General features: G+C 67.6%; 17 protein-coding genes and 2 tRNA genes. 7 read left to right on the plus strand and 12 right to left on the minus strand.

The features are described from left to right. Nucleotides 1-25: 25 nt before the first annotated feature. From clpX to P3H15_RS22035, 5 genes are all read right to left on the minus strand, one after another. Nucleotides 26-1,306, minus strand: a complete 1,281-nt coding sequence (clpX, locus tag P3H15_RS22015; RefSeq protein WP_005248181.1) for an ATP-dependent Clp protease ATP-binding subunit ClpX — start codon at nucleotides 1,304-1,306, stop codon at nucleotides 26-28. 241 nt (nucleotides 1,307-1,547) lie between these two features. Beyond that, the gene (locus tag P3H15_RS22020; RefSeq protein WP_012688316.1) at nucleotides 1,548-2,210 is read right to left on the minus strand and encodes an ATP-dependent Clp protease proteolytic subunit; all 663 of its coding nucleotides are present in this window, start codon (nucleotides 2,208-2,210) and stop codon (nucleotides 1,548-1,550) included. Nucleotides 2,211-2,258: 48 nt separating this feature from the next. Next, on the minus strand, nucleotides 2,259-2,846 hold the full coding sequence (locus tag P3H15_RS22025; protein WP_011594411.1) for an ATP-dependent Clp protease proteolytic subunit: 588 nt from the start codon (nucleotides 2,844-2,846) through the stop codon (nucleotides 2,259-2,261). A 184-nt stretch (nucleotides 2,847-3,030) separates the two neighbouring features. After that, nucleotides 3,031-4,425 (minus strand): trigger factor, encoded by a 1,395-nt coding sequence (gene tig, locus P3H15_RS22030; RefSeq protein WP_276139202.1) that lies wholly within the window; start codon nucleotides 4,423-4,425, stop codon nucleotides 3,031-3,033. A gap of 62 nt (nucleotides 4,426-4,487) precedes the next feature. Then, nucleotides 4,488-4,564: transfer RNA gene (locus tag P3H15_RS22035), tRNA-Pro, on the minus strand. 139 nt (nucleotides 4,565-4,703) lie between these two features. On the opposite strand from P3H15_RS22035, the gene P3H15_RS22040 reads away from it, so the two are divergent. Both P3H15_RS22040 and P3H15_RS22045 read left to right on the plus strand, forming a co-directional pair. Further along, nucleotides 4,704-4,777, plus strand: a tRNA-Gly gene (locus P3H15_RS22040). A 245-nt stretch (nucleotides 4,778-5,022) separates the two neighbouring features. Continuing rightward, nucleotides 5,023-5,832: a DUF1542 domain-containing protein gene (locus P3H15_RS22045; protein ID WP_276139203.1), complete on the plus strand. Its 810-nt coding sequence runs from the start codon at nucleotides 5,023-5,025 to the stop codon at nucleotides 5,830-5,832. Between the two features lie 8 nt (nucleotides 5,833-5,840). On the opposite strand, the gene P3H15_RS22050 is transcribed toward P3H15_RS22045, so the two are convergent. After that, complete coding sequence (locus P3H15_RS22050) at nucleotides 5,841-6,638, minus strand: Fpg/Nei family DNA glycosylase (RefSeq protein ID WP_276139204.1); 798 nt, start codon at nucleotides 6,636-6,638, stop codon at nucleotides 5,841-5,843. A 6-nt stretch (nucleotides 6,639-6,644) separates the two neighbouring features. Next, nucleotides 6,645-7,118, minus strand: coding sequence for a ribose-5-phosphate isomerase (locus P3H15_RS22055; RefSeq protein WP_005248193.1), 474 nt, complete (start codon nucleotides 7,116-7,118; stop codon nucleotides 6,645-6,647). A 58-nt stretch (nucleotides 7,119-7,176) separates the two neighbouring features. Here P3H15_RS22055 and P3H15_RS22060 point away from each other — a divergent pair, with 58 nt between their 5' ends. Further along, a complete protein-coding gene (locus tag P3H15_RS22060) occupies nucleotides 7,177-8,160 on the plus strand; it encodes a M48 family metallopeptidase (protein WP_276139205.1) in 984 nt (327 codons plus the stop codon). A gap of 12 nt (nucleotides 8,161-8,172) precedes the next feature. On the opposite strand, the gene P3H15_RS22065 is transcribed toward P3H15_RS22060, so the two are convergent. Beyond that, nucleotides 8,173-8,802 carry a DsbA family protein gene (locus tag P3H15_RS22065; RefSeq protein WP_276139206.1) on the minus strand — a complete coding sequence of 210 codons (630 nt, stop codon included), beginning with the start codon at nucleotides 8,800-8,802 and terminating at the stop codon, nucleotides 8,173-8,175. Between the two features lie 127 nt (nucleotides 8,803-8,929). Between P3H15_RS22065 and P3H15_RS22070 the strand changes: the two genes are divergently transcribed. Both P3H15_RS22070 and pepN read left to right on the plus strand, forming a co-directional pair. Further along, complete coding sequence (locus P3H15_RS22070) at nucleotides 8,930-10,165, plus strand: NAD(P)/FAD-dependent oxidoreductase (RefSeq protein ID WP_276139207.1); 1,236 nt, start codon at nucleotides 8,930-8,932, stop codon at nucleotides 10,163-10,165. Nucleotides 10,166-10,237: 72 nt separating this feature from the next. Next, nucleotides 10,238-12,817, plus strand: coding sequence for an aminopeptidase N (pepN, locus tag P3H15_RS22075; RefSeq protein ID WP_276139208.1), 2,580 nt, complete (start codon nucleotides 10,238-10,240; stop codon nucleotides 12,815-12,817). 21 nt (nucleotides 12,818-12,838) lie between these two features. On the opposite strand, the gene dinB is transcribed toward pepN, so the two are convergent. The 4 genes from dinB to P3H15_RS22095 form a co-directional block, all read right to left on the minus strand. Then, the gene (dinB, locus tag P3H15_RS22080; RefSeq protein ID WP_276139209.1) at nucleotides 12,839-14,065 is read right to left on the minus strand and encodes a DNA polymerase IV; all 1,227 of its coding nucleotides are present in this window, start codon (nucleotides 14,063-14,065) and stop codon (nucleotides 12,839-12,841) included. A gap of 130 nt (nucleotides 14,066-14,195) precedes the next feature. After that, nucleotides 14,196-14,672: a DUF5130 domain-containing protein gene (locus P3H15_RS22085; RefSeq protein WP_276139210.1), complete on the minus strand. Its 477-nt coding sequence runs from the start codon at nucleotides 14,670-14,672 to the stop codon at nucleotides 14,196-14,198. Then, nucleotides 14,659-14,919, minus strand: a complete 261-nt coding sequence (locus P3H15_RS22090; RefSeq protein ID WP_012688329.1) for a hypothetical protein — start codon at nucleotides 14,917-14,919, stop codon at nucleotides 14,659-14,661. Before P3H15_RS22090 ends, P3H15_RS22085 begins: the two co-directional genes overlap by 14 nt. Nucleotides 14,920-14,994: 75 nt before the next feature. Beyond that, nucleotides 14,995-15,666 (minus strand): HNH endonuclease, encoded by a 672-nt coding sequence (locus tag P3H15_RS22095; RefSeq protein WP_167372212.1) that lies wholly within the window; start codon nucleotides 15,664-15,666, stop codon nucleotides 14,995-14,997. Between the two features lie 140 nt (nucleotides 15,667-15,806). On the opposite strand from P3H15_RS22095, the gene P3H15_RS22100 reads away from it, so the two are divergent. Both P3H15_RS22100 and P3H15_RS22105 read left to right on the plus strand, forming a co-directional pair. Then, nucleotides 15,807-16,202: a globin gene (locus tag P3H15_RS22100; protein ID WP_043824253.1), complete on the plus strand. Its 396-nt coding sequence runs from the start codon at nucleotides 15,807-15,809 to the stop codon at nucleotides 16,200-16,202. A gap of 67 nt (nucleotides 16,203-16,269) precedes the next feature. Then, nucleotides 16,270-17,865 (plus strand): glycoside hydrolase family 13 protein, encoded by a 1,596-nt coding sequence (locus P3H15_RS22105; RefSeq protein WP_276139211.1) that lies wholly within the window; start codon nucleotides 16,270-16,272, stop codon nucleotides 17,863-17,865. Nucleotides 17,866-17,877: the final 12 nt, after the last annotated feature.

The raw sequence follows: 17,877 nt of genomic DNA on the forward strand, positions 1-17,877 counted from the left end.
CACCCAGGATACAGCGCGCTCCCGCCTAGGCGGACTTGTCCCGGCGTTCTCCCCGCTCCGGCTTGCGCGGGACGATGGTCGGGAGCACGTTGTCGTTGACCGTCTCCGCGCTGACCACGACCTTCTCGACGTCGTCCCGGCTCGGGATGTCGTACATGACCGGAAGCAGGACTTCCTCCATGATCGCGCGCAGACCGCGAGCACCGGTGCCGCGGAGGATCGCCTGATCGGCGATGGCCTCGAGCGCGTCCGTGGTGAACTCCAACTCCACGCCATCCATATCGAACAACCGGTTGTACTGCTTGACCAGTGCGTTCTTCGGCTCCGACAGGATCTGGACGAGCGATTCCTTGTCGAGGTTGGTCACCGATGCCACGACAGGGAGACGGCCGATGAACTCGGGGATGAGCCCGAACTTGATCAGGTCTTCCGGCATGACCTCCGCGAAGTGGTCCTGCGTGTCGATCTCCGCCTTCGACCGCACCTCGGCACCGAAACCGATGCCGCGCTTGCCCACGCGATCGGACACGATCCGCTCGAGCCCCGCGAACGCGCCCGCCACGATGAACAGCACGTTCGTCGTGTCGATCTGGATGAACTCCTGATGCGGGTGCTTGCGACCACCCTGCGGCGGCACGCTGGCCTGCGTGCCCTCGAGAATCTTCAGCAGAGCCTGCTGCACACCCTCACCGGACACGTCCCGGGTGATCGACGGATTCTCGCTCTTGCGGGCGATCTTGTCGACCTCGTCGATGTAGATGATGCCGGTCTCGGCGCGCTTGACGTCGTAGTCCGCGGCCTGGATCAGTTTGAGGAGGATGTTCTCGACGTCCTCACCCACGTAGCCGGCCTCGGTGAGTGCCGTCGCATCGGCGATCGCGAAGGGAACGTTGAGCATCTTCGCCAGCGTCTGAGCCAGATACGTCTTGCCGCAGCCCGTCGGGCCGAGCATGAGGATGTTCGACTTCGCCAGCTCGACCGTCTCGCCGCGCGCATCACGGCCCTTGTCGCCGGCCTGGATACGCTTGTAGTGGTTGTAGACCGCGACAGCGAGAGTCCGCTTGGCGGCATCCTGGCCGATCACGTAGTTCTCGAGGAAGTCCCGGATCTCGGCCGGCTTCGGCAGCTCGTCGAGCTTCACCTCGCTGGACTCGGCCAGCTCCTCTTCGATGATCTCGTTGCACAGGTCGATGCACTCGTCGCAGATGTACACCCCAGGCCCAGCAATGAGCTTCTTGACCTGCTTCTGGCTCTTACCGCAGAAAGAGCACTTGAGCAGATCCCCGCCGTCACCGATGCGTGCCATCTCGTCAGGTCCCTACTTCCTTCGTCTACGTGCAACCATCGAACCGATCCCCACGCCGTGCGCGCATCGACCGAAAACGAAAGCCCGTTATGTGACCGTACCCGCAGATCGCGAGCGAGGTCGACTGGTTGTCGGTGATTCGCGCACCGATCTTCGGGGAAAGCCAGCCTTGCCGATCCCGCACCCGGCTCGCGGCAACCACGCCGTCACGGCGTGTCGCCCGAGCCGGGGCGGCAGGAAATCACTTCTGGGCGCTGAGTTTGCGGTACTCGAGCACGTCGTCGATGATTCCGTAGTCCTTGGCCTCGGCGGCCGTGAGGATCTTGTCGCGATCGGTGTCCTTGCGGATCACGTCGGCGTCCTTGCCGGTGTGCTTCGCGAGGGTGGTCTCCATCAGACGACGCATCCGCTCGATCTCGGCGGCCTGGATCTCGAGGTCCGAGACCTGACCCTGGATGCCGCCGGTGGCCGGCTGGTGGATGAGGACACGAGCGTTCGGCAGGGCCAGACGCTTGCCGGGGGTACCCGCCGCGAGCAGCACCGCGGCAGCGGAGGCCGCCTGACCTAGGCACACCGTGGTGATGTCGGCGCGCACGTACTGCATGGTGTCGTAGATCGCCATCAGCGAGGTGAACGAACCACCCGGCGAGTTGATGTACATGGTGATGTCGCGGTCGGGGTCCAGCGACTCGAGAACGAGCAGCTGAGCCATCACGTCGTTGGCCGACGCGTCGTCCACCTGCACACCGAGGAAGATGATGCGCTCCTCGAACAGCTTGTTGTACGGGTTGGACTCCTTCACGCCGTAGCTCGAGTGCTCGATGAACGACGGCAGGATGTAACGCGACTGGGGGCCTGCGGGCGCCTGGCCTCCCAGGCTGCGGGGATCGAACAGGTTGGTCATCAGTTCTCCAAAGGATGTGTGGGAGCGGTCAGTGAGGAAGCCGGGCTGCTACTGCCCGGTCCCGCCCGCCTGCGCCGCGCGGGAGACGACGTGGTCGACGAAACCGTATTCGAGAGCCTGCTGTGCGGTGAACCAGCGGTCGCGATCCGAATCGGCGGTGATCTGCTCGACCGTCTGACCGGTGTGCTCGGCGATCAGCTCGGCCATTTCGCGCTTGGTGTGCGCGAACTGCTCGGCCATGATCGCGATGTCACTGGCGGTACCACCGATTCCGGCGGACGGCTGGTGCATCATGATCCGCGCGTGCGGGAGGGCGTACCGCTTGCCCTTGGCCCCGGCGGAGAGCAGGAACTGGCCCATCGACGCGGCCAGACCCATTCCGAACGTCGCGACGTCGCACTCGGCGAACTGCATCGTGTCGAAGATAGCCATGCCGGCGCTGACCGATCCGCCGGGCGAGTTGATGTAGAGGGAGATGTCCCGGCTGGGATCTTCTGCCGACAGCAGCAGGATCTGGGCGCACAGCTTGTTCGCGATGTCGTCGTCGACCTGGGTACCGAGGAAGATGATGCGCTCGCGCAGCAGGCGCTCGTACACCGAGTCGCTGAGGTTCAACCCAGCGGTGGCTGAAGTCATGGCGGGACTCTGCAAAGTCTCCAGGTGATTGGAAGTCACGGTACCTGCCTTCTCCGTAAATCGTTGATTGCTGACACAGACACTAACGAAGGAGGGCGGCACCGGAGTCCCGGTGCCGCCCTACTTCGCTCAAAGCGGAAAACATCTCACAGCCGAACGCGAGGGAAACACCCCGCGACCAGCATTACTTCTGGTCTTCGCCCTCGGCGGAATCCGACGCGACCTCGTCCGTGGACGCGGTCTCTCCGGCTTCGGCCTCACCGTTGCCGAACAGTTCGGCGGTGTCGACGGCGGCACCCGAGGTGTCGGTGACGGTGGCCTGCTCGACGACACCGGCGAGAGCCTTGCCGCGACGCACGTCGGCGAACACGGCGCCGAGCTGACCGGCCTGCTGGATCTGCTGGATGAACTGCTCCGGCGCCATGCCGTAGCGCTGCGCCTGGAACAGGATGCGCTCGGTGAGCTCGTCCTGGCCGACGGTGACGTCGGAGGCGTCGGCGATGGCGTCCAGCAGGAGCTGGGTCTTCACCGAGCGCTCGGCGCTGTCCTTGGCGTCCTTGTCGAACTCTTCGCGGCTCGTGCCCTGCTCCTCGAGGAGCTTGTTCAGCGCTTCCTCGTCGTGGTCGAGTCCGTGCACGGCGTCGTGCAGCGCAGCGTCGACCTCGGCCTTGACGACGGCCTCGGGCAGCGGGACCTCGACGGTCTCGAGCAGGGTCTCCAGGACCTTGTCGCGGATCTGACCGGCCTGCTCGACCTTGCGGACGCGTCCGACGCGCTCACGCAGGTCGGCCTTCAGCTCGTCGAGGGTGTCGAACTCACTTGCCAGCTGAGCGAACTCGTCGTCCTCGGCAGGCAGCTCGCGCTCCTTGACGGTGCCGACGGTGACGGTGACGACAGCTTCCTTGCCTGCGTGGTCACCGGCGACGAGCGTCGAGGTGAACTCCTTGGACTCGCCGGCCTTGACGCCGACGACGGCCTCGTCGAGGCCCTCGATGAGCTGACCCGAACCGACCTCGTGCGACAGACCGCTCGCGGTGGCCTCGGGAACGGCCTCACCGTCGACGGTGGCCGACAGGTCGATGGAGATGAAGTCTCCGTCCTCGACCGCACGCTCGACACCGGTGAGGGTGCCGAACCGCTGACGCAGCGACAGCAGCTGCTCCTCGACGGCCTCGTCGGTGATCTCGATCGGATCGACGGTGACGCTCAGCTCGCTGTAGTCGGGCAGCGTGATCTCGGGACGGACGTCGACCTCTGCGGTGAACTCCAGGAGTTCACCGTCTTCGATCTTCGTGATCTCGATCTCGGGCTGACCGATCGCCTTCACCGAGGCGCTGGTGACGGCCTCGGAGTAGCGGGACGGGAGTGCGTCGTTGACGACCTGCTCCAGGACGGCGCCACGACCGACACGGGCTTCGAGCAACTTGGCCGGTGCCTTGCCCGGACGGAAGCCGGGGAGACGGATCTGTTGCGCGAGGGCCTTGTAGGCCTTGTCGAAATCAGGCTTGAGCTCCTCGAAGGGCACCTCAACGTTGATACGGACTCGCGTCGGGCTGAGCTGCTCGACGGTGCTCTTCACGGACTGGCTCCTTCGTGTGGTCGTGCTCTTTTACTGTGCGGCAGTTACCTGCCCTGTGGTTCTGGTCGGGGTGACAGGATTTGAACCTGCGACCCTCCGCTCCCAAAGCGGATGCGCTACCAAGCTGCGCTACACCCCGGTCGAAGCCGGCTCTCGCCAACCTCGCGAGGACCCGAGGAAGAATCCTACGGCCCCCCGATTATGAAATCCAAAGCGAGGTTGGGTACAGTCACTCATCGCAGACGACATGCATGGCGATCCCAGGTTGTCGTATGCACGGGGATGTAGCTCAATGGTAGAGCCTCAGTCTTCCAAACTGATTACGCGGGTTCGATTCCCGTCATCCCCTCCACGCAGGAGCGTTCCCACCCCGAGGGAACGCTCCTTTTTCTTGCGCACGGGCGGTCGCGCACATCCGATTCGCTATGACATGCGTCACAGGCGATCGAGCGAACCCCGGCCTCACCCCTCTCCTCCGTTCGCCGAGCGCGTAACCCCGATATCGATCAGTACTCTGGGAGATGTCCGATTTGTCCCCTACTCGTGGATGTTGCAGCCCCCGCAGCCGGCGGTCCGCGAGAACTCCGGAGGCCCACCGTGGAACTGCTACTCATTCTCGTGATCGTGGCGGCGGTCGCCTTCCTGGTGGTGAGGAGCCGCAACAACCGCGCCGGGCAGACCGCGAACCAGCTCGAGGACGCCAAGGCGGACGCCCGCCAGGCCATCGAACGACTCGGCGGACAGGTGTACAGCCTCACCGGCTCCGACACCGCCTCCCAGCAGGCACTGGCCGACGCGTCCGAGCGCTACACGGCGGCGGGCTCCCAGATCGATCAGGCCGCCACCCCCGTCCAGGCACGCCTCGCCAAGCAGACGGCACTCGAAGGCCTCTACTACATCCGTGCCGCCCGGACGGCCATGGGCATGGACCCCGGCCCCGAGATCCCGTCGATCGACGGGCAGAAGTCCGCGGGCGCGGTCACCGAGGACCGTGAGGTCGAGTTCGAAGGCAGGCAGGTCGCGGCGTCACCGAACCCGTCGTCGAAGACACCGAACTATTACCCGGGCGGTCGCGTCGCGGGACGCCCGGTTCCCGCAGGCTGGTACTCGGAGCCGTGGTGGAAGCCCGCCCTCGTCGCGGGCGCGTGGGGCCTCGGTTCGATGTTCCTGTTCTCGGCGATGTTCTCCGGGATGGACGGCGTGGGGTACGACGCGCAGGCCTTCGAGAGCGGCGCGGGCGACGCCTCGCAGGACGGCGGCGGTGACGCGGGCGCAGATGCCGGCGGCGACGGCGGCGACTCCGGTGGCGACATGGGCGGGGACGCCGGTGGCGACGGCGGCGGATTCGACTTCGGTGGCGGCGGAGACGGCGGCGGGTTCGACTTCGGTGGCGGCTTCGACTTCTGACGCGGCCGTCAGGACGGCTGGCAGCTCGGGCACCAGAAGAGGTTGCGGCCCTTCATGACCGAGTGGGCCACCGGGGTGCCGCAGATCCGGCACGGCGATCCCGCCCGCCGGTAGACGTACGTCCGGGGACGGTCCTTCGCATACGCCGGATCGCCGTGATCGTCCTCAGGGCGGACGACGTGCATCTTGCCGCGTCGCACCCCGACTTTCATGAGGGCGACCAGGTCGGCCCACAGCGCGTCCCACTCGTCGCGGGACAGTCCGCGGCCGGGCCGGTCCGGGTCGATGCCGTGCCGGAACAGGACCTCCGCCCGGTACACGTTGCCGACGCCCGCGATCACGGCCTGATCCATGAGCAGCGCCCCGATCGGGGTCTTCGACGCCGAGATGCGGTTCCACGCCTTGTCGGGGTCGGCGTCCTTGCGCAGCGGGTCCGGTCCGAGTCGCGCCTCGATGGCGGCGACCTGCGGCGGGTGGAGAACCTCACACGCCGTCGGTCCGCGCAGGTCGGTGCCGAATTCGGCGCCGACCATCCGCATCCGGACCTGCCCGACCGGCGGTTCCATGGGAACGGCCGCTTCGGTGAACGCTCCGTACAGGCCCAGGTGGACGTGCACGACCAGCCCGGACTCGTAGTGATGCCACAGGTGTTTACCCCAGGCCTCGGACTTGACGAGGACGCGGCCGTCGACGAGGGCCGCGTCCTCGGAGAATCGGCCCTGCGGGCTCAGCACCCGCACCGGCGAACCGGCGAACCGGCGCTGATGTAGCCGGGCCAGCCGGTGCAGGGTGTGACCTTCGGGCAAGGACGATCAGGCCTCGGGCAGGGCCGGCGCGACGCCGGTCTTCTCGAACTCGGACAGGATGTCGATACGGCGCTGGTGGCGCTCCTCGTTCGACCACTCGGCGGCGAGGAACGCGTCCACGATCGCAAGGGACTCCTCGAGGGAGTGCATGCGCCCGCCGAGTCCGATCAGCTGGGCGTTGTTGTGCTGGCGGGCCAGCTGCGCGGTTTCGACGCTCCACGCGAGGGCGCAACGCGCACCCTTCACCTTGTTCGCCGCGATCTGCTCGCCGTTGCCGCTGCCGCCCAGCACGATGCCGAGGCTGCCCTCGTCGGCGACGACACGACGGGCCGTCTCGATGCAGAAGGCGGGGTAGTCGTCGAGGGCGTCGTAGACGTGAGCGCCGCAGTCGACGGTCTCGTGGCCCGCGGCCTTCAGATGTTCGATGATCTCGTTCTTACGTTCGAATCCGGCATGGTCGGCACCCAGGTATACGCGCATGACTGGTGATTCTGTCAGGCGTCCTCGCGAATCGTGCCGGGGCCCCGGGACGCTTATCGTGATCAGCATGTATCCCGACCACGGACAGAACTGGGGACAGGCGTATCCGGGACATCGGCAGGCCCCCGCGCAGCAACAGTGGGGCGGTGGGACGGGGTGGAATCCCCCGGCCCCGTTGCCGGGCCTGATGCCGAACGACAGGCCCGCCCGGCACTCGTGGGAGATCCCGCTGCTCGTGGCCGCGGTCGTCCTCACCGTCGTCGCCTACGTGGCGGCCATCGCGGCGCTGTTCCTCGGGGTGGTGTCCACCTGGGTGCTCATCGTGCTGGTCGCGCCGATCCTCATCGCCGTCGGCCGCGGCCAGCTGTACGGCTCGCAGCAGGTGAACGGGATCAAGATGACGCCCACCCAGTTCCCCGACGGCTACCGGATGGTGGCGGAAGCGGCCGCACGGTTCGGGATGGCCGAGCCGCCCGACGCGTACGTCGTCCTCGGGAACGGCCGGATCAACGCGTTCGCGTCCGGGCACGGCTTCCGCCGCTTCGTCGTCGTGTACAGCGATCTGTTCGAGATCGGCGGCGAGGCCCGCGAGCCCGACGCCCTCGCCTTCATCATCGGCCACGAGGTCGGGCACATCGCCGCCGGCCATGCCTCGTACTGGCGGCAACTGGGACAGTTCGCCGCCAACTACATTCCCGTCGTCGGGTCCGCCCTGTTCCGGTCGATGGAATACACCGCCGACAATCACGGCTTCTGCGTGCGGCCCCAAGGCGCCCGCGGCGCGATGGGTGTGCTCGGCGCGGGCAAGTATCTGGTGAGCGTCGTCGGATTCGACGAACTCGCCGACCGGGCCACCACCGAACGCGGGTTCTTCCCGTGGTTCGTGAATCTGCTGTCGGGACATCCGGTGCTGACCTGGCGCGCCGCCGCCCTGCGGAACCGGACCCGGCACGGCCACCTGTTCGTCAAACCCGGCCAGATCTACCGCGATCCGCTGCAACTGCAGTACGCGGGCGATCCGGCCGGGCCCGTCACTCGGTGACCGGGACGGGACTCAGTCGAACTGAGGGTCCTCGGTGCGGGTGCGCTTGAGTTCGAAGAAGTGCGGGTAACCGGCGAGCGCCACCGCGCCGTCCCACACCTTGCCCGCGTCCTCCCCGCGCGGAATCCGCGACAGCACCGGGCCGAAGAAGGCGACACCGTTGACGTGGATGGTCGGGGTTCCGACGTCCGGTCCGACGGCGTCCATTCCCGCGGCGTGGCTCTCCCGCAGCGCGGCGTCGTACTCGTCGGATTCGGCGGCGTCGGCCAATTCGGACGGCAGCCCCACGTCGGCGAGCGACTTGACGATCACGTCGCCCAGGTCCTTGTTGCCCTCGTTGTGGATGAGCGTGCCCATCGCCGTGTACAGGGGCAGCAGGATCTCGTCGCCGTGCTTCTGTGCTGCCGCGATCAGCACCCGCACCGGCCCCCAGGCCTTGGTCATCAGCTCGCGGTATTCGTCCGACAGATCCCGGCCCTCGTTGAGCACGGCCAGGCTCATCACGTGGAAGTTCGCCTCCAGGTCCCGCACCTGTGTGGCCTCGAGGATCCATCGCGACGTGATCCAGCACCACGGGCAGAGGGGGTCGAACCAGAAATCAGCGACGTCCTTGGTGGTCCCGGTGTTCGTCCCAGCACTCACGTGATGCTCCTTCTCGGTGTTGTACACATTCCCGTCCAGTCAACACCTCGCTGCCGGGAATCCTTCCCGGAGACCCCGCCGACGGCAGTAGGGTCGGAAGTGGTCGACCGGAAGGGAGCATCCTCACATGTCCTCCACTCGCACGTTCGTCGTCGTCGGCGGTGGCCTCGCCGGAGCGAAAACGGCAGAAGCTTTGCGTGACAAGGATTTCGACGGATCGATCATTCTGCTCTCGGAAGAGGAACACCTCCCCTACGAGCGGCCCCCGCTCTCGAAGGAACACTTCGCCGGAAAGAAGGCTCTCGGCGACTTCACCGTCCACCACGGCGACTGGTACCGCGACCATCACGTGGACCTGCGGTACGGCACCACCGCCACCGCCCTCGACCTCGGCGCCCACACGGTGACGCTGCCGGACGGTTCCACGCTCGGGTACGACAAGCTCGCGCTGGCCACGGGTTCGCGCTCACGCCGCCCACCGATCACCGGTTCCGACGCCAAAGGCGTTTACTACCTGCGCACTGTCGACGAATCGGACCGGTTGATCGCCGCGGTCGGCGACGGCAGGCGGCTCGTGGTGATCGGCGCCGGCTGGATCGGTCTCGAAGTGGGAGCCTCCGCCCGGGAGAAGGGCGCCGACGTGACGGTCGTGGAAGCCGCCGAACTCCCGCTCCTCGGCTCGCTCGGCCCCGAGATGGGCACGGTGTTCGCGGAACTGCACCGCGAGCACGGTGTTCAGCTGCATCTCGGAGCCACGGTCGATCAGATCGTCGTCGAGGACGGCAAGGCCACCGGCGTACGACTCGGCGACGGGACGGTCCTGCCCGCCGACGCGGTCCTCGTCGCCGTCGGCGCCGCGCCCAATGTCGAGATCGCGGAACGGGCCGGGCTCGACGTCGACGGCGGAGTTCTCGTCGACGCCGGATTGCAGACCAGTGACCCCGACGTCGTCGCGGTCGGCGACATCGCGGCGCAACTGCATCCGCAACTCGGCACCCGGATCCGGGTCGAGCACTGGGCGAACGCCCTCAACCAGCCGGCGGTCGCCGCCGCGACCATGCTCGGCCAGGAGGCCGAATACACCCGGCTGCCGTACTTCTTCACCGACCAGTTCGACCTGGGCATGGAGTACACCGGGTACGCGCCGTCCGACGGGTACGAGCGGGTCGTGGTGCGCGGCAACCTTCCCGGACGGGAGTTCCTCGCGTTCTGGCTCGACGCGGACAACCATGTCCTCGCCGGCATGAACGTCAACATCTGGGACGCCACCGATCAGATCAAGCAACTGGTGTCCTCGTCCGCCCCGGTCGATCCCGACCGGCTGGCCGACCCCGCGGTGCCGTTGACCGACCTGTCCGGTTAACGCCCCGGGCCCACTCGTGATGGGATGGCAGCATCGAGTACGAGCACCGCCGCCGATCACGAGGAGACCTCTGTGGCCCCACCGAACCTGACCCGCGAACAGGCAGCCGAACGAGCCGGACTGCTGACCGTCGACAACTACCTGATCGAACTCGACCTCACCGACGGGACAGGTCAGCCCGGAGTGGAGACGTTCTCCTCGCGGACGACCGTCACGTTCGGGGCCACCCCCGGCGCGTCCACGTTCGTCGACATCGTCGCTGCGCGTGTGCATTCGGCAACGCTGAACGGCTCCGCCGTCGACGTCGCGGATTACGACGAGTCCACCGGCATCACGCTCACCGGTCTCGCGCAACGCAACGAACTGGTGGTCGAGGCGGACTGCGCGTACTCGCACACCGGCGAAGGTCTGCACCGCTTCGTGGACCCGACCGACGACGCCGTCTACCTGTACTCGCAGTTCGAGACGGCCGACGCCAAGCGCATGTTCGCCTGCTTCGACCAGCCCGACCTGAAGGCGACATTCGACGTGCACGTCACGTCCCCCGCCGACTGGAAGGTGATCTCCAACTCCGCGACCGTCGAGACGGTGGCGGCCGAACCCGGCAGGCACATCTTCCGCACCACACCGAAGATGAGCACCTACCTCGTCGCGCTGATCGCGGGCCCGTACGCGGAGTGGACCGACAACTACTCCGACGAGCACGGCGACATCCCCCTCGCGATCTACTGCCGCGCCTCCCTCGGGCAGCACATGGACGCCGAGCGCCTGTTCACGGAAACCAAGCAGGGCTTCGACTTCTACCACCGCAACTTCGGCACCCCCTACGCGTTCGGGAAGTACGACCAGCTGTTCGTCCCCGAATTCAACGCGGGCGCAATGGAGAACGCCGGCGCCGTGACGTTCCTCGAGGACTACGTATTCCGGTCCAAGGTGACGCGGGCGTCGTACGAACGGCGCGCCGAGACCGTGCTGCACGAGATGGCGCACATGTGGTTCGGCGACCTCGTCACCATGCGCTGGTGGGACGACCTGTGGCTCAACGAGTCCTTCGCGACATTCGCCTCCGTGCTCTGCCAGAGCGAGGCCACCGAATACACCAATGCCTGGACCACGTTCGCCAACGTCGAGAAGTCCTGGGCGTACCGGCAGGATCAGCTGCCGTCCACCCACCCCATCGCCGCCGACATCCCGGACCTCGCCGCCGTCGAGGTGAACTTCGACGGCATCACGTACGCGAAGGGCGCGTCCGTCCTCAAGCAACTCGTCGCGTACGTCGGGCTCGACCCCTTCCTGTCCGGTCTGCGGGACTACTTCCGCGACCACGCCTTCGACAACGCCACGTTCGACGACCTCCTCGGCGCGCTCGAGAAGTCCTCGGGCCGCGACCTGTCCGACTGGGGCACGCAGTGGCTCAAGACGACCGGGCTCAATATCCTGCGTCCCGAATTCGACGTCGACGCGGACGGCAAGTTCACCCGGTTCGCCGTTCTGCAGTCCGGCGCCGCACCGGGTGCCGGTGAGCACCGGGTGCACCGCATCGCGGTCGGCGTGTACGACGACCGGGACGGCAAGCTCGTCCGCACGAAGCGGGTGGAACTCGACGTCGACGCCACCGAACACACCGACGTCACCGAACTCGTCGGTGTCGAACGCGGTCAGCTGATCCTCGTCAACGACGACGACCTCACGTACTGCTCGCTGCGGCTCGACCCCGACTCGCTGGCCGCCGCCATCGAGCGGATCGGCGACATCGAGGAGCCGCTCCCCCGCACCCTGGTGTGGTCGGCGGCGTGGGAGATGACGCGGCAGGCAGAACTCAAGGCGCGGGACTTCGTTGCCCTCGTGCAGCGCGGCATCGGCGCCGAAACCGAGGTCGGCGTGGTCCAGCGACTGCTGATGCAGGCCCAGACCGCGCTGCACAGCTACGCCGAACCCGGGTGGTCCAAGGAACACGGCTGGCCCGATTTCGCGAACCGCCTGCTCGAACTGGCGCGGGAAGCCGAGGCCGGTTCGGATCATCAGCTGGCGTTCGTCAACGCGCTGGCGGGCGCGCAACTGTCGCCGTGGCACACCGAGGTCCTGCAGGAACTGCTGGACGCCGCACCGGAAACGGTCGGGCTGCCGGGGCTCGTCGTCGACACGGATCTGCGCTGGCGTCTCGTCACCGCACTCGCCGGGGCCGGTGAGATCGACGCCGACGGCATCGAGACGCCGTTCATCGACGCCGAAGCCGAACGCGACCCGACCGCGGCAGGGGCCCGCAACGCCGCCGCCGCGGCCACCGTCCGCCCGCAGGCCGCGGTGAAGGAATACGCCTGGAACCGGGTGGTCGGCGACGACTCGGTGCCGAACATCACCGCCCGCTCGATCATCGGCGCGTTTGCCGGTCACGGCCAGTCCGACATCCTCGAGCCGTATGTCGCCCGCTACTTCGCGGACATTCCCGCGGTGTGGGAGCGACGTTCGAGCGAAGTCGCACAGACCGTGGTGGTGGGCCTGTACCCGTCGTGGTCGATCAGCGAGGCGTCCGTGGCGGCAGCCGACGAGTTCCTGGCCGGCGACCGTCCGCCGGCCCTGCGCCGCCTGGTGGTCGAGGGCCGCGCGGGAATCGTCCGTTCGCTCGCGGCCCGGAAGTTCGACGCGAGCTGATCGGTGGCCGATCCTGCCGGCCTAGTCCGGCAGGATCGGCACGGTCACCCCCTGATCCCGGCCCAGCAGGACCGCGCGGGTGACCGCCGAGGAGCCGAACCGGTCGCGGAGGCTGTCGAGCGTGGTGTCGAGCGTGCTGCGCGTGTACGGATCGAACGGCAGCGCCAGTTGCTGCGGGCAGTCGTCCTCGAGGTTGGCCACCGCGACCCCGACGAGGGTGATGCCCTTGCTCTCGATCATCGGCATCGCGTTGCCGAGCAGACCCCGGGCCGTGGTGAGGATCGTCTGCGTCTGCGCCGACGGCTGCGCCAGGGTGTGCGACCGGGTGGCCCGGGTGAAGTCGTCGAACCGCAGCCGCAGCACCACCGTGCGCCCCACCCGCTTGCCTCGACGCAACCGGCCCGTCACCCGGTCGACCAGTGTCACCAGCGCCGCGTCCACGTCCTCTCTCGACGTGGGTCTGCGCCCCAGGGCGTGCTGGGCGCCGACGGATCTCCGTCTGCGTCCCACCTGCACGGGACGGGGATCCCGCGCCCAGGCGAGCGCGTGGAGGTGGTGGCCCGCAGCCGGTCCGACGATGGACACGAGCAACTCTTCCGGATAGTGGGCCAGCCGGCCGACGGTGGCAATCCCCGCGTCGCGGAGCTTGCGCGACGTCACCGCCCCGACTCCCCACAGCCGTTCGACCGGCAGCGGGTGCAGGAATTCGATCTCGCGGTCCGGCGGCACGTGCAGCAGTCCGTCGGGCTTGCCCACCGCGCTGGCGACCTTGGCGAGGAACTTCGTTCTCGCGACGCCGACGGTGATCGGCAGACCCACCTGCTCGCGCACGTCGCGGCGCAGTCGCGCCGCGATGTCGACCGGTGTGCCCGCGATCTTGCGCAGACCCGCGACGTCGAGGAACGCCTCGTCGATCGACAGACCCTCGACCAGCGGTGTCGTGTGCCCGAAGACCTCGAACACGGCCTTGCTCGCCGCCGCGTACGCCGACATCCGCGGGCGCACCACGACGGCGTGCGGACACAGGCGCAACGCCTGCGCACCGCTACTGGCCGTGCGCACCCCGTACGCCTTCGCCTCGTAGCTCGCGGCCAGCACGACACCACCGCCGACGATCACCGGACGACCCCGCAGTGCGGGGTCGTCCCGTTGCTCCACCGAGGCGTAGAACGCGTCGAGGTCGGCGTGCAGGATGGTCGCCTCGGCGCCACTCGAGATGCGCGGGCGCGGCGAATCGGACACGAACATATGTTCGCATCGACCACCGACAGAAAGTCGAGGACGGTTCAGCCCCCTCGGCCGCCGAGACACCGACGGCCCGCCACAGTTCAGCAGGACTGAACGGTGACGGGCCGTGCGGACGCCGATCTGTGCGGATCTACGGCGAGGCGATCGCCGCGCTCATCACGCGGATGGCGCTGACGAGACCGTCGATGAGGTCTCCGTCGCCGAACGACGACACCGCTGCCGTCGCCCCGAGCTGGGCGACCCGGTCGGTGACTCGGTCGGCCACGGCCCGGCCGCTGCGGATCTCGACCGTCCGCTGGTTGGGCGAGACCGCGATGAGGACGGATCGTTCCGCCTCGGGAGTCGTCGGGAAGAGCGCATCGGCGCCCGCCGCGGTGTTCTCACCGAGGTCGCCGACGTACGCGTTGAAGCGCACCTTCGTCTTGCGGGTGCCGTCGGTGAGGGCATCGTCGAGGCGGACGAGTTCGTCCGTCGTGAACGGCAGGTCGTCGGTGAAGGGCTCACCGACGCGGTGCACGCCCGAGATGCGACCGCTGGCGGTCACGACGCTGCCGACGGGCAGATTGTCTGCGGATACGGTCGCGGGGATCAGGTCACCACTTGCCACTTGCCGAGCCTCCAATCAGGTCTTCCGAACCGGCGTGCGCGCCGTGGTGCCCGCCGTGATGACCGTGCGTGGTCACCTCGTCGACGGCACTCCACAGCACCGGCGCATGCGTCCATTCCTCGCCGAGGTGGAACGCGGGCGGCACGGGGCCCGGCGTCTTCTTGCCGACGAACGACATCGCCGCGAAGAAGGCGGTGATCAACGCCGGAATTCCTACGAATATCAGCACTGTCTCGAGAATGCTCACAACGCAAACGGTAGCCCAGAACCGTGCGAAGGGAAGCGTCAGGGCCGAACTTCGCGGAGCGGTCGCGCGGAACGCTCAGGCGGCGCCTTCACCGAGGTAGGGCATCCACGACGGGTGCAGGTCCTTCGTCGACGCCAGCAGTCGCCAATGGGGGCCCGACGGCGGCACCAGGGAGGCCCGGAGCGTCCAGCCGAGTTCGCTGAGCAACTTGTCGGCCTTGCGATGGTTGCAGGGCGCGCAGCAGGCCACGCAGTTCTCCCACGAATGCTCGCCGCCACGACTGCGCGGAACCACGTGATCGACCGTCTCGGCCTTGGACCCGCAGTAGGCGCAGCGGAACCGGTCGCGGTGCATGAGGGCCGCGCGGGTCATCGGAACGCGCGCGCGATATGGGACGCGGACGTAGTTGCGGAGGCGGATCACGGACGGCACCTGAACGGACCACTGCTCGGAGTGGACGACCGGGGCCTGGGGATCCTCGTGGACGGTGTCGGCCTTACCGCAGGTCATCAACACCACGGCACGGCGGGCAGGAAGGGCGGTGAGCGGCTCGTAGGTGACGTTCAGGAGAAGCACCCGGCGCTTGATCCAGAGCGGAACCGCATTCTCGCCCGGGAAAGAAGGCTCGGCGCTGTGCGCGGAGCCTTCGGTGATCACTTGTAAAGCAAACGCCCCTGAAACCCCGGCACTCCGGGCATCAGTGGGCACGAGTTGTCGGTGCGCGCGGGCGCTGTGTCGATTCTTCATGCGACCTCCGGGAGATTGCCACCAAGTGCACCATGAATTGCCTGCGTGCGCACGCCCATTTCCGACAAAAATGCAGGACATTCGGTGAACAGACGGTGACGAAGACGGTTCCCGCCCGCACGTGCACAATGGAAGACGCCATGACTGACGTGCAGCAGACCTTCTATGAGGCGGTGGGCGGAGCGGAGACGTTCCGCAAGCTCACCGCGCGCTTCTACGAGGAAGTCGCCAAGGACGACATCGTCCGGCCCCTCTACCCCGAGGAAGATCTGGGTCCGGCCGAGCGCCGGATGCGGATGTTCCTCGAGCAGTACTGGGGCGGACCGCACACCTATTCGGACGAGCGCGGCCATCCGCGACTGCGGATGCGTCACCACCCGTTCAAGATCGGTCCGATCGAGCGCGACGCGTGGCTGCGGTGCATGCACACGGCGATCGCATCGATCGATTCCGGGACCCTCGACGACGCGCATCGCAAGGCTCTCCGGGAGTACATGGACATGGCCGCGGCGTCGATGGTGAACTCCGCCTTCTGAAGCCGACGCGCGCCGATTACGCCGGTCGAGTCGTGGCGGGGACGATCGTTTGGCACGATGGGCGATTGTGAGCACTCCCGCCGAAACATCCGCCGACGACACACAGCCGGCACCCTGGTGGTCCGACGCCGTCTTCTACCAGATCTATCCCCGCTCGTTCGCCGACGCGAACGGTGACGGTGTCGGCGATCTCCAGGGAGTGCGGGACAAACTCGGCTACCTCGAACTGCTCGGCGTCGACGCCCTCTGGCTGAGCCCGGTCATGCGTTCCCCGATGGCCGATCACGGCTACGACGTGTCCGATCCCCGCGACATCGACCCCTTGTTCGGCGACCTCGAGGTCATGGACGACCTGATCGAGGCGGCGCACGCGCGCCAGATCAAGGTGACGATGGACCTGGTGCCCAATCACACCAGCGTCGAGCACGCGTGGTTCCGCGCCGCCGTGGCGTCGCCGCCGGGCAGCCCGGAACGGAACCGGTACATCTTCCGCGACGGCCGCGGCGAGGACGGCGCGGAGCCGCCGAACAACTGGCCGAGCATCTTCGGCGGACCGGCGTGGACCCGGATCACCGAGGCCGACGGCACGCCCGGCCAGTGGTATCTGCACATCTTCGCGGCGGAACAGCCCGACCTGAACTGGGACAACCCGGAGGTCGTCGAGGATCTCACGAAGACGCTCCGGTTCTGGCTCGACCGCGGTGTCGACGGATTCCGCATCGACGTCGCGCACGGCATGGCGAAGCCGGAAGGTCTGCCGGATCACGACTGGTCCGCCAACGAACTGCTGCACAACGCGGACGACGACCCGCGGTTCGACAACCCCGCCGTCCACGACATCCACCGCGGCATCCGCAAGGTCCTCGACGAGTACCCGGGCACGGTGGCCGTCGGGGAGATCTGGGTCCGCGACAACGAACGCTTCGGCGAGTACATCCGGCCCGACGAACTGCACCTCGGGTTCAACTTCCGGCTGGCGGAGGCCGAGTTCTCGGCGGAGACGGTCCGGGAGGCGATCGAGAACTCCCTGACCGCCGTCGACCAGGTCGGCGGAACCCCCACCTGGACCCTGTCGAACCACGACGTCGAACGGGAGGTCACCCGGTACGGCGGCGGCGAGATCGGCACCGCACGCGCCCGGGCCATGATCCTCGTCGAACTGGCGCTGCCGGGTGCGGCGTTCCTGTACAACGGCGCCGAGCTCGGCCTGCCCAACGTCGTCCTGCCCGATTCGGCGTTGCAGGACCCGGTGTGGGAACGGTCCGGTCACACCGAACGCGGCCGCGACGGATGCCGGGTGCCCGTTCCGTGGGAGGGCACCGAACCGCCGTTCGGGTTCAGCACGGGCGAGCCCTGGCTGCCGATGCCTGCCGAGTGGGCCGGCCTGACCGTCGAGGCGCAGCTCGAGGACGTCACGTCGACGCTCTCGCTGTACCGGGCGGCACTCGAACTGCGCTCGTTCCGTCCGGAGTTCTCCGGTCCCGGAGTCGACTGGTACGGCAGCCCCGAGGGCTGCTTCGCCTTTCGCAGGCGCGGTGGTCTGATCTGCGCCCTGAACGCCACCGAGGCGCCGATCTCGCTGCCGCCCGGCGAGGTGCTGCTCAGCAGCGCGCCGCTCGTCGAGGGGCAGCTTCCGCCGAACGCGGCTGCGTGGCTCATCTGACCCGGACTCACC

The organism is Rhodococcus sp. T2V (genome assembly GCF_029269925.1).
Taxonomy (GTDB): domain Bacteria; phylum Actinomycetota; class Actinomycetes; order Mycobacteriales; family Mycobacteriaceae; genus Rhodococcus_F; species Rhodococcus_F koreensis.

Coding starts and splice junctions, on each gene's coding strand:
- clpX (WP_005248181.1), bottom strand. CDS start 1,306: ATGGCACGCATCGGTGACGGCGGGGATCTGCTCAAGTGCTCTTTCTGC.
- P3H15_RS22020 (WP_012688316.1), bottom strand. CDS start 2,210: ATGACCAACCTGTTCGATCCCCGCAGCCTGGGAGGCCAGGCGCCCGCA.
- P3H15_RS22025 (WP_011594411.1), bottom strand. CDS start 2,846: ATGACTTCAGCCACCGCTGGGTTGAACCTCAGCGACTCGGTGTACGAG.
- P3H15_RS22055 (WP_005248193.1), bottom strand. CDS start 7,118: ATGCGCGTATACCTGGGTGCCGACCATGCCGGATTCGAACGTAAGAAC.
- P3H15_RS22070 (WP_276139207.1), top strand. CDS start 8,930: ATGTCCTCCACTCGCACGTTCGTCGTCGTCGGCGGTGGCCTCGCCGGA.
- dinB (WP_276139209.1), bottom strand. CDS start 14,065: ATGTTCGTGTCCGATTCGCCGCGCCCGCGCATCTCGAGTGGCGCCGAG.
- P3H15_RS22095 (WP_167372212.1), bottom strand. CDS start 15,666: ATGAAGAATCGACACAGCGCCCGCGCGCACCGACAACTCGTGCCCACT.
- P3H15_RS22100 (WP_043824253.1), top strand. CDS start 15,807: ATGACTGACGTGCAGCAGACCTTCTATGAGGCGGTGGGCGGAGCGGAG.